Source organism: Franconibacter pulveris, assembly GCF_056780215.1.
Window position 1 is genome coordinate 1203701 of the sequence record NZ_CM165555.1, and the last position, 10514, is coordinate 1214214.

Below are 10514 nucleotides of genomic sequence, written 5' to 3' on the forward strand. Positions count from 1 at the left end.
CCAGAAGGTTTTTTTACCGACCAATACCCTTATTTTCTAAGTTATGAACGGGCAGGGTTCGAAGCATTTGCAGCCGTTGCATAAGCGAAAGTATTTCAAAATGTTTCATTGAACCGGAAAGGTCTGTGTCAGATCAGCAGGTTAGTTTCGGCCTGAAACCATTAGCTTTTACGCAGATCTATTTTTCGTTCAAGTTTACCCGCCGCCTGCCGTTGTCCACCTAAGGCGCACCGCCAGACAGCCAGCAGGTATCTGATTATGTTAAGAACAACCCAATCCCGTTTTATTGTGGCCCTGTGTCTCTTTTTCGCCGTGTTGACGGGGGTGACCATGCTGGTCATTCACTTCTTTGTCACGCCGCAAATCAAACGCAGTGAAACCCAGCTCATTCGCTATGAGGTCGGCAATGTGGCCGTCAGCATTGTTGAGCAGATGAACCGCGTGCAGGCGCAGATGCGCACCGTCACCCAGACCGCCGCGGCGATGCAGAGTGAAGAGATTGACCGCCTGCTGCCCGCGCTTGTCGACCAATATAAAGATGTGAATGTGTTTGGCGGCGGCATCTGGCCGCTGCCGGAGAAACGAGAGGCGGGCCGCAATAAGTTCAGCACCTTCTTTGCCCGCAACCCCGGCAGCAATCAGCTGGAGGTGAATACGTACTGGAACTCGGAAGCGGCGCCGAACTATTACGAGCAAGTGTGGTACAAGGCGGGCCTCGCTTCGCCTGCCGGACAGTGCGCCTGGGCTAACGCCTATCAGGATGACGCCAGCCCGCAGCCGCGCACCAACTGCGCGATGGCCATCACCAAAGACGGGGCGCCGTGGGGCGTTGCGACCATCGACGTTACGCTCGGCTTTTTCAACCAGCTGGCGAAGCAGATGGATGAAGCTATCCAGGGACGCGTGCTGATTGTGGAAGCGGACGGTAAAATCGTCGGCAACGCCGAGCAGATTGGTAAAACCGCCAGCCTGAAAAATCTCTCGGAGATGGGCGCAAACCCGATGGCGCAGACCGTGAAGGCGATGCTGAACGGTTATCAGGCGGGACAAAGCGGCGAGCAGGAGTACGACAACGATGGCGAATCGCATACGGTGATGCTGCAGGCGATTAAAGGCAGCCCGTGGATTATCGCCGTTGATCTGCCCACTTCGCTGCTGACGCAGCAAACCAGCACCATCATGGGGCGCCTGAGCATGGTGCAGATCCCGATGGCGCTGCTGCTGCTCGGCGTGCTGGTGCTGTTCATTCGCTCGCTGATGCGCCGTCTGGCGGATTTGAATCACAACATCAGCCGCCTGTCCGCTGGCGGGGCGGATCTGACCCAGCGTCTTGAGCCGACCAGCAGCCCGGAGTTCAACGCCATTATCGACAGCTTCAACGGCGTGATTGCTTACCTGCAAACCATGCTGCGTCAGGTGGGCGACAGCGCGCGCGCTATCTCTTCCGCGTCGCAGCAAATCTCTACCGGCAACCAGGATCTCTCGGCGCGAACTGAAGACCAGGCGAGCTCTATTGAAGAAACCGCCGCCTCAATGGAGGAGCTGACCAGCACCGTTCGCCAGAACGCGGACAACGCCGCGCATGCCAACAAGCTGGCGCATGAAGCCTCTCAGGTCGCGGAGCGGGGCGGCGAGGTAGTGAAGCAGGTCGTGACGACCATGAGCAGCATTCAGGCTTCGTCCGGCAAGGTGGTGGATATTATTAGCGTTATCGACTCCATCGCCTTCCAGACCAATATCCTGGCGCTTAACGCAGCGGTGGAAGCGGCGCGCGCAGGCGAGCAGGGCAGGGGCTTCGCCGTCGTTGCCCAGGAAGTGCGCAACCTTGCGCAACGCTCGGCGCAATCCGCCCGCGAGATTAAACAGCTTATTGAAACCTCCGTCAGCAATATCGACGTGGGAACAGAACTGGTGACTGAAGCGGGCGCCACGATGGAAGAGCTGTTGCAGGGCGTGCGCAATGTCACCACGCTGATGGGCGAGATAATGTCCTCCAGCCGTGAGCAAAGCGCGGGCATTGAGCAGGTAAATATCGCCATTAACCAGCTCGACAGCACGACCCAGCAGAACGCTGCGCTGGTGCAGGAAGTCTCAGCGGCTTCCCATTCGATGACCGAACAGACGCAGCAGCTCGATCTGGTGGTTGCTGGTTTCCGTCTCTGATCCCAGGCGCGTCGGGTTTACCGGCGCGCTTATCCTTTCTTCTCTGCTTTTACATTCCGCCCCTTGCATTCGTCTGCCAACGCCCTTACGATATTGATACGTTATAACATATCAAATGAGGCGGATATGAAAGAGAACATTCATCCCCATTACCGCACCGTGGTGTTTCATGACACCAGCGCGAATGAGTACTTCAAAGTGGGTTCGACCATTAAAACCGATCGCGAGATTGAGCTTGACGGCGTGACATATCCCTACGTCACCATTGATGTCTCTTCGGCTTCGCACCCTTATTACACTGGTCGCCAGAAAACCTTCGCTAACGAAGGCAGCGCCGCCCGTTTCCGCCAGCGCTATGCGGGCTTTATCAATGCAAAACGGGGCTAAACCATGCAGGTACTGAATTCATTACGTAACGCGAAGGCGCGCCATCCGGACTGCCAGATTGTGAAGCGTAAAGGGAGACTGTATGTGATTTGTAAATCTAACCCGCGCTTTAAGGCGGTGCAGGGCAGAAAAAAACGGCGTTAAACAAAACCCCCGCCTGCTGGCGGGGGTTTTTATTTTAACGGGCAGGGACCGGCGCGGACATGGACGCCTGGAGCGGTGCGGCGCCTTTATCCAGCGAATAGATATCGTAGAACGAGAGTTCGCCTTTTCGGGCGAGCATTTTATTCAACATCGCTTTTTGCTCTTCGCTGATGCGCGGCGAGTGCTGGATCTCGTCAATCAGGGAAGGCGGCACGAAGCGCGTGTTATACCACTCCCCGTTGTAGCAAACCCGCAAGTCCAGCACGTCGATATCTTCGTAGCGGTAGCGCGGATTCACATCAAAAAAGAAAAAGCCGTTCAGCAGAACGAAAAGCACTACCAGCAGCCAGACGGAGCCTGCGAGTGTTTCGGACTGCAACATCACCGCCAGCGTGGCGAGCCAGCCGACATACATGGCGATGAAAAGCCAGGGGTGGTTGCGAATAAAGCTAATGCTGAAGCGTGGACGATTGTCGCGCTTTTCCTGGCGATTAAGCTCGTCGATAGTGGCGATAAGCAGGCGCTGTATTTCTGTCATGCAAAACCTTTCTGTTGCGTTGCGCAAGGACGGGGTGACGAAACCATTTTACTGGCGCGCAGAGGCGTTAAAAAGTAACAGAAGGCGCCGAAATAGCTATAACAGTTTGGCGCCTGTACCGGTTAAAGCGTTTTTATCACGCGCGCCGGATTGCCTACGGCGACGCTGTTGTCGGGGATATCCTGCGTGACGACGGCCCCGGAACCAATAACGACATTATGGCCGATAGTGACGCCCGGATTAATGATAGCCCGTCCGCCAATCCAGACGTTATCGCCAATCGTCACCGGTTTGCCATATTCCGCGCCGCTGTTGCGCGCCGCCGGGTCCAGCGGGTGCGTGGCGGTATAAATATGTACGCCGGGCGCGAGCATGCAGTTATTGCCAATACGCACCGGGCAAACATCCAGAATCACGCAATCAAAATTGGCGTAAAAATCGTTGCCGACGAAAATGTTATAGCCATAATCGCAGCGAAAAGGCGGTTCAAAATAAGCGTTTTTCCCTTCGCCCAGCAGTTCGTTAAGCAGCTGGTTGCGCAACGCTTTCTCCTCCGGCTCGCTGTGATTAAAGGCGTGCAGGCGTTGTCTCGCGCGAAGGCGATCCGCTTTTAGCGTTGGGTCTTCCGGGCGATAAAGCTCGCCGGCGATCATTTTGCGTTTTTCTTCACTCATATTTTGTCTACCTGACGGTATCTGCCCAGGGCCGTTATCGGTGTCTGTAAGGTAATACAAAATAGTGAGAAAAAATATGAGGAGCGGAACCGCTGATGCTATATCAGAAACAGTTACGGAGCCATGTTAATGGAGCGGCAAACCCGGCACGGTAAATCAACCAGATGGCTCAACACTAACATGGCGCGACAGCAAAACGTAACGTCAACCCGAGACGCGGAAAGCGTTATATTTATTAAAGGATGCTCAAAATTAAAAGACTTACAAAAAATTAACGTACAAATTTCCACACTGAAGTAGGGATTTTGTCGTAGAGCTTATTCATGGTCAGCTCTGCGAGACGATGATCGGCAGCGGAATAAAAAACCGCCAGTTCATTGTCAGATAATTCGTATTTGTTTTTTTCAATAACGCGCTCAAGAGTATCGATAGTCTGACAGCGTCGCAGACGCATTAAATAATCAATTTTTGTGAGTGGTTTGGTAGTCATCGTTGCACCTTAACTGCTTGTAATAGTTTTAGAAAGAGAGGCTCACCGGATTTGCGCGGCTGGCGTTGACGAAGCAGCGAAACAGGCGATTCCCGGATTTACGCCATTTCTGCAAATCCTGCGCATTAATGCCGTAATTGCTGAACAACATAAAAGTATCATCCAGATATTCATCAATTTGTTCAATCAGCACATTGTCTTCCTCGTACTTAATTTTGTAATTAAGTGCGAAGCTGGCGATATGCTCAATCAGTTCATTCAACTGCAGGTTGACCGCTGAGGTCGGGTCGTTAACCCACCCATGATTACTCTCACCCAGATTAGCGAGACAGTCATGATACAGGCTTTCACAGAGGAATTTTAGCTGGGCTATATCATGCCGTTTTGGTGAGTATTCGTCCATACGCAACCCCCTTTTTAGCGAAAATTTTTACCACGTGACGGCTGAGGGGCAGATACTTCACTTATATGAAGGCTTCGGTCTCCATTTTCAATCTGCTTTAACTATAAAACAGGCTTTTGGATTTTTCCTCGCGCTATTACGAAAAATTACAATTAATCGGTTAAGCCTCTTGATCATATAGGCAAAGCTGAATATCCGCGTTAAGAGTACGCGCCTTTACGGTTCGGCTATGCGGCTTTTAACTATAAATAACCCGAACCTTCTTTTCTGGGGAATAGTCTCTAATACTGACGGCTTATTTATGAGAATAATCTTAGTATTTATTGATGACGAATATTAATAACCCTGATGTTAATGGATGAGTGGGAAACAATAAACCGGGAATAACGCGAGGGATAATTAGGCTAAAAAGAAAAGGCCGCTTGCGCGGCCTTTTAGATTAATGATGCTCAACCGGATGGCTGTGCTCAATATCTTCGCTCTTACGACTGAAGCGGCGGCGCACCACCACGAAGAAGACCGGCACGAAGAAGATAGCCAGCACGGTAGCGGTCACCATGCCGCCCATTACGCCGGTACCCACTGCGTTCTGTGCGCCGGAGCCTGCGCCGGAGCTGATAACCAGCGGCATTACCCCAAGGATAAACGCCAGTGACGTCATCAGAATCGGGCGCAGACGCATACGCACCGCTTCCAGCGTCGCTTCTATCAGGCCCTTGCCTTCTTTCTCCATCAGATCCTTGGCGAATTCCACAATCAAAATGGCGTTCTTCGCCGACAGACCGATGGTGGTCAACAGGCCCACCTGGAAGTAAACGTCGTTGTTCAGGCCGCGCAGCGAGGCCGCCAGCAGCGCGCCGATAACGCCGAGCGGCACCACCAGCATGACCGAGAACGGAATCGACCAGCTCTCATACAGCGCGGCGAGACACAAGAACACCACGATAAGCGAGATGGCGTACAGGGCAGGGGCTTGGTTGCCGGAGAGGCGTTCCTGATAGGACATGCCGGTCCAGTCATAGCCAATCCCGGTCGGCAGTTTAGACGCCAGCTCTTCCATCATCGCCATCGCTTCACCCGTACTCTTGCCCGCAACCGCCTGACCCTGGATTTCCATCGCAGGCAGACCGTTATAGCGCTCCAGTCGTGGCGAACCATACTCCCAACGGGTGGTTGAGAAGGCGGAGAAAGGCACCATCTGGCCGTCAGCGCCGCGTACAAACCAGCTGTTGATATCGTTTGGCAGCATGCGGTACTGCGCTTCAGACATCACGTACACTTTCTTCACGCGACCACGGTCGATGAAGTCGTTGACGTAGCTGCCGCCCCACGCTGCGCCCAGCGTAGTATTGATATCGCTGATGGAGACGCCCAGCGCCTGCGCTTTCTCCTGGTCAATATCAATCTTGAACTGCGGCGTATCTTCCAGACCGTTTGGACGGACCTGAGAGAGCAGGTCAGGGTGCTGCGCCGCTTCGCCAAGCAGCTGGTTACGCGCCTGAGTCAGCTTCTCATGTCCCAGGTTCGCCTGGTCGATAAGCTCAAAGTCAAAGCCTGTCGCGGTGCCCAGTTCGACGATAGCCGGCAGGTTAAAGGCGAAGACCATCGCATCTTTAATCTGTGAGAAACGGCCCATCGCACGACCGGTAATCGCCTCGACTTTGTTTTCCGCGCCAGGACGCTCATCCCAGTTTTTCAGCGAAACGAACGCGATACCGGTGTTCTGGCCGCGACCGGAGAAACCAAAGCCGTTAACGGTAAAGACAGAGTTAACGTTCGCTTTCTCTTTGGTCAGGTAGTAGTCGGTTACCTCGTCGAGCACTTTCTGGGTGCGCTCTTGCGTCGCGCCCGCTGGCAGCTGCGCCATGGTCAGGAATACGCCCTGGTCTTCATCCGGCAGGAAGGAGCTTGGCAGTCGAACAAACAGGTACGCCATGCCCACCACGATGATCAGATAAAGCAGCAGATAACGACCGGTGCTGCGCAGGATGTTGCCTACGCTGTCGGTGTAATGGTGCGTGCTCTTATCGAACATGCGGTTAAACCAGCCGAAGAAGCCTTTTTTACCTTCGCCGTGGTCGCCTTTCGCCACAGGCTTAAGCAGGGTGGCGCAAAGCGCAGGCGTCAGAATCAACGCCACCAGTACCGACAGCACCATCGCGGAAACGATAGTTATCGAGAACTGACGATAGATAGCGCCGGTCGAACCGCCGAAGAAGGCCATCGGAATAAACACCGCCGAGAGCACCAGTGCGATACCCACCAGCGCGCCCTGGATCTGCCCCATGGATTTGCGCGTCGCCTCTTTAGGCGGCAACCCGTCTTCAACCATGACGCGTTCGACGTTCTCCACCACCACGATGGCGTCATCCACCAGCAGACCGATGGCGAGCACCATACCGAACATGGTAAGGGTGTTTATCGAGTAGCCAAACGCCGCAAGGATGGCGAAGGTGCCCAGCAGTACGACCGGTACGGCGATGGTCGGGATAAGCGTCGCGCGGAAGTTCTGCAAGAACAGGTACATTACCAGGAATACCAGCACGATAGCTTCAACCAGCGTTTTTACTACTTCGTTGATTGAAATTTTCACGAACGGCGTCGTGTCGTACGGGTAAACCACTTTCAGACCGGCCGGGAAGTAAGGTTCAAGCTCGGCGATGGTCGCGCGAACCGCTTCTGCGGTATCGAGCGCGTTCGCGCCGGTAGCAAGCTTAATCCCGAGACCCGATGCTGGCTGGCCGTTGAACTTCGCGATAACGTCGTAGTTCTCGCCGCCGAGCTCCACTTTCGCCACGTCGCGCAGGCGAACCTGCGAACCATCCTGATTCACCTTCAGCAGGATTTTGCTGAACTCATCAGCAGAGGTCAGACGGGTTTGCGCGATTATCGAGGCGTTAAGCTGCTGGCCTTTTACCGGCGGCGCGCCGCCAAGCTGGCCTGCCGCGACCTGGGCGTTCTGCGCTTTGATGGCGTTGATAACGTCAACCGGAGTGAGCTGGAAGTTGTTCAACTTGTTTGGGTCAAGCCAGATACGCATCGCGTACTGCGAGCCGAACAGCTGCACGTCGCCCACGCCGCTGGTACGGCTAATCGGGTCTTTAATGGTGGCGCCCACGTAGTCAGCGATATCTTCCTGCGTCATCGACCCATCGGTGCTTATCATGCCAAGCACCATCAGGAAGCTGCTGGAAGATTTCTCAACGCTTACGCCCTGTTGCTGCACTTCCTGCGGCAACAGCGGCATCGCGAGCTGCAGCTTGTTCTGCACCTGCACCTGGGCGATATCCGCGTCGGTACCGGATTCAAACGTCAGGGTTATCTGGACGGTACCCGAGGAGTCGCTGGTGGAGGACATGTACATCAGGCCATCGATACCGTTCATGTTCTGTTCGATAACCTGCGTTACGGTATCCTGCACCGTTTTCGCGTCAGCGCCCGGGTAAGTGGCGTTAATCGTCACGGCTGGCGGCGCAATGGAAGGATATTGCGCGATGGGCAGGTTCATAATGGACAATGCCCCCGCCAGCATGATGATGATGGCGATCACCCACGCAAAGATGGGGCGATCGATAAAAAACTTAGCCATGTCTTAACGGCTCCTGTTTAAGTTAAGACTTCGGTTGCTCTGACTGACCGCCTGCGTTGGCGGCTTCGCCTGAGCCAGCTTGTTGCTGATTCTGCTGTTGTTTCTGGTTTTCCTGGTTTGCTGCCACTTCCTGCGCTTTTACCTGCGCGCCAGGGCGCACTTTTTGCAGGCCAGTGATAATTACGCGGTCGCCCGCTTTCACCCCGTCGGTTACCAGCCACTTATCGCCGATAGCCTGGGCGGTGGTAACCGGACGCACTTCGACTTTATCGCCTGCGCCAACCACCATCACCGTCGCTTCCCCACGCGGCGTACGGGCTACGCCCTGCTGCGGCACCAGAATGGCGTTCGGGTTAACCCCTTCTTCCAGACGGGCGCGAACAAACATGCCCGGCAGCAGCGTGCGATCGGGGTTCGGGAAAATAGCGCGCAGCGTAATGGAGCCAGTGGTTTGATCCACCGTCACGTCAGAGAACTCGAGAGTGCCCTGTTGGGAGAACTTCTGCCCATCCTGCGTCAGCAGCTCGACTTTCGCCTTACCGTTTTCCTGTTGCAGGCTGCCGTTCGCCAGCTCTTGCTTCAGGCGCAGGAAATCGTTGCTCGACTGCGTCACGTCGACATAAATCGGGTCCAGCTGCTGAACGGTCGCCAGCGCCGTAGTCTGGCCGTTCTGCACCAGCGCCCCTTCGGTCACGTTGGATTTACCAATGCGGCCGCTGATAGGGGAGGTGACTTTGGTATAGGCGAGGTTGATTCGCGCGGTTTCTACGGCCGCTTTGGCTGCGACGACGGCGGCGTTAGCCTGCTGGGCTTCCGCCTGCGCGTTGTCAAAATCCTGTTGGCTGATGTACTTAGTGCCAATCAGGCGCTGGTAGCGCTTTAACGTCACCTGAGCGATATTCGCCGCCGCCTGCGCTCGCGCCAGATCCCCTTTAGCGCTCTCATAAGTCGCCTGATAGGTCGCCGGATCAATCTGATAAAGCGAGACACCCGCTTCAATATCACTGCCTTCCGTGAAGTTACGCTTCAGGATAATGCCGCTTACCTGAGGCCGAACTTCCGCTACGCGGTACGCGCTGGTGCGGCCCGGCAGGTCAGTGGTTATTTGTAGAGGTTCGCTTTTCAGCGTTACAACACCGACCTCGGGCGCTTGCGGCGCTTGTTGCTGTTCCTGTTTATCGTCACATCCTGTAAGCGCTAAGCCGCCTGAGAGCATCAGAACGATCGCCAGAGGCGTAAGCCCTCTGTTTTTGTTCATATCAAAACCTCGAGTGTCCGATTCCAAAAATTGATCAATGGATCAAAAGTCTATAAACCCATTGCTGCGTTTATATTATCGTCATGCTATGGTACATACATTCATAAATGTATGTAAATCTGACTCCCCTGTTTTCATCGACCTATGGCACGAAAAACCAAACAGCAGGCGCTGGCGACGCGACAACATATTCTGGATGTGGCTTTAAAGTTGTTTTCGCAACGGGGTGTTTCGGCCACTTCCCTTGCCGATATCGCGCAGGCCGCGGGGGTTACGCGTGGCGCTATTTACTGGCACTTCAAAAATAAGTCGGATTTATTTAGCGAGATCTGGGAATTATCAGAGGCAAGCATTGCCGATCTTGAAATTGAGTATCGGGCAAAATTTCCTGACGATCCACTCTCAGTTTTAAGGGAAATTCTGGTCTATATACTCGAAGCGACAGCCGCCGAGGAGCGGCGTCGTTTGATGATGGAAATTATTTACCATAAATGTGAGTTTGTCGGCGAAATGGCGGTGGCGCAACAGGCGCATCGCAATCTCTGCCTGGCAAGTAATGAACGTATAGAGCAAAGCCTTCAGCAATGCATGCAGGCGGGGTTATTGCCGCAGACTTTATTTGTACGTCGCGCCGCTATTCTGATGCGCAGTTATATTTCCGGGCTGATGGAAAACTGGCTTTTCGCGCCGGAGATGTTTGATTTACAAAGCGAAGCGCGCACCTACGTCGCTATTCTTATCGAGATGTATCAATTTTGCCCGACGCTGCGCGCGAAGTAGCAGGTCGGATTTCTCCTGGAGGGTTGGCGCTTCGCTATTCCAGGAAAGGAAGGCGTGGTATTCTCTGCGCCACGCAGGCGGCCGCGAA

Annotated in this window: 10 protein-coding genes; 4 read left to right on the forward strand and 6 right to left on the reverse strand. The window is 54.3% G+C overall.

The window, feature by feature from the left end; translation table 11 throughout:
- Positions 1-258: 258 nt before the first annotated feature.
- The 3 genes from ACU4F7_RS05710 to ykgO all read left to right on the forward strand — a co-directional run bounded on the left by ACU4F7_RS05710 (position 259) and on the right by ykgO (position 2694).
- Positions 259-2163, forward strand: a complete 1905-nt coding sequence (locus ACU4F7_RS05710; RefSeq protein ID WP_481638226.1) for a methyl-accepting chemotaxis protein — start codon at positions 259-261, stop codon at positions 2161-2163.
- A gap of 126 nt (positions 2164-2289) precedes the next feature.
- The gene (locus ACU4F7_RS05715; protein ID WP_029592111.1) at positions 2290-2550 is read left to right on the forward strand and encodes a type B 50S ribosomal protein L31; all 261 of its coding nucleotides are present in this window, start codon (positions 2290-2292) and stop codon (positions 2548-2550) included.
- A gap of 3 nt (positions 2551-2553) precedes the next feature.
- Entirely contained in the window at positions 2554-2694 is a 141-nt protein-coding gene (ykgO, locus tag ACU4F7_RS05720; RefSeq protein WP_024557397.1) for a type B 50S ribosomal protein L36, read from the forward strand.
- A gap of 34 nt (positions 2695-2728) precedes the next feature.
- Here ykgO and ACU4F7_RS05725 read toward each other — a convergent pair whose 3' ends face one another.
- The 6 genes from ACU4F7_RS05725 to acrA all read right to left on the reverse strand — a co-directional run bounded on the left by ACU4F7_RS05725 (position 2729) and on the right by acrA (position 9646).
- Complete coding sequence (locus ACU4F7_RS05725) at positions 2729-3232, reverse strand: YlaC family protein (RefSeq protein WP_029592112.1); 504 nt, start codon at positions 3230-3232, stop codon at positions 2729-2731.
- Between the two features lie 122 nt (positions 3233-3354).
- Positions 3355-3906: a maltose O-acetyltransferase gene (gene maa, locus ACU4F7_RS05730; RefSeq protein WP_029592113.1), complete on the reverse strand. Its 552-nt coding sequence runs from the start codon at positions 3904-3906 to the stop codon at positions 3355-3357.
- Positions 3907-4177: 271 nt separating this feature from the next.
- Positions 4178-4396 (reverse strand): HHA domain-containing protein, encoded by a 219-nt coding sequence (locus ACU4F7_RS05735; RefSeq protein ID WP_007706154.1) that lies wholly within the window; start codon positions 4394-4396, stop codon positions 4178-4180.
- A 28-nt stretch (positions 4397-4424) separates the two neighbouring features.
- Positions 4425-4799: an Hha toxicity modulator TomB gene (tomB, locus tag ACU4F7_RS05740; RefSeq protein ID WP_024557393.1), complete on the reverse strand. Its 375-nt coding sequence runs from the start codon at positions 4797-4799 to the stop codon at positions 4425-4427.
- A 439-nt stretch (positions 4800-5238) separates the two neighbouring features.
- Complete coding sequence (gene acrB / locus ACU4F7_RS05745) at positions 5239-8388, reverse strand: multidrug efflux RND transporter permease subunit AcrB (protein ID WP_029592114.1); 3150 nt, start codon at positions 8386-8388, stop codon at positions 5239-5241.
- A gap of 22 nt (positions 8389-8410) precedes the next feature.
- Positions 8411-9646 (reverse strand): multidrug efflux RND transporter periplasmic adaptor subunit AcrA, encoded by a 1236-nt coding sequence (gene acrA, locus ACU4F7_RS05750; protein WP_481638227.1) that lies wholly within the window; start codon positions 9644-9646, stop codon positions 8411-8413.
- Between the two features lie 144 nt (positions 9647-9790).
- Between acrA and acrR the strand changes: the two genes are divergently transcribed.
- On the forward strand, positions 9791-10426 hold the full coding sequence (acrR, locus tag ACU4F7_RS05755) for a multidrug efflux transporter transcriptional repressor AcrR (RefSeq protein ID WP_029592116.1): 636 nt from the start codon (positions 9791-9793) through the stop codon (positions 10424-10426).
- Positions 10427-10514 lie beyond the last annotated feature (88 nt).

Coding starts and splice junctions, on each gene's coding strand:
- ACU4F7_RS05710 (WP_481638226.1), top strand. CDS start 259: ATGTTAAGAACAACCCAATCCCGTTTTATTGTGGCCCTGTGTCTCTTT.
- ACU4F7_RS05715 (WP_029592111.1), top strand. CDS start 2,290: ATGAAAGAGAACATTCATCCCCATTACCGCACCGTGGTGTTTCATGAC.
- ykgO (WP_024557397.1), top strand. CDS start 2,554: ATGCAGGTACTGAATTCATTACGTAACGCGAAGGCGCGCCATCCGGAC.
- ACU4F7_RS05725 (WP_029592112.1), bottom strand. CDS start 3,232: ATGACAGAAATACAGCGCCTGCTTATCGCCACTATCGACGAGCTTAAT.
- maa (WP_029592113.1), bottom strand. CDS start 3,906: ATGAGTGAAGAAAAACGCAAAATGATCGCCGGCGAGCTTTATCGCCCG.
- ACU4F7_RS05735 (WP_007706154.1), bottom strand. CDS start 4,396: ATGACTACCAAACCACTCACAAAAATTGATTATTTAATGCGTCTGCGA.
- tomB (WP_024557393.1), bottom strand. CDS start 4,799: ATGGACGAATACTCACCAAAACGGCATGATATAGCCCAGCTAAAATTC.
- acrB (WP_029592114.1), bottom strand. CDS start 8,388: ATGGCTAAGTTTTTTATCGATCGCCCCATCTTTGCGTGGGTGATCGCC.
- acrA (WP_481638227.1), bottom strand. CDS start 9,646: ATGAACAAAAACAGAGGGCTTACGCCTCTGGCGATCGTTCTGATGCTC.
- acrR (WP_029592116.1), top strand. CDS start 9,791: ATGGCACGAAAAACCAAACAGCAGGCGCTGGCGACGCGACAACATATT.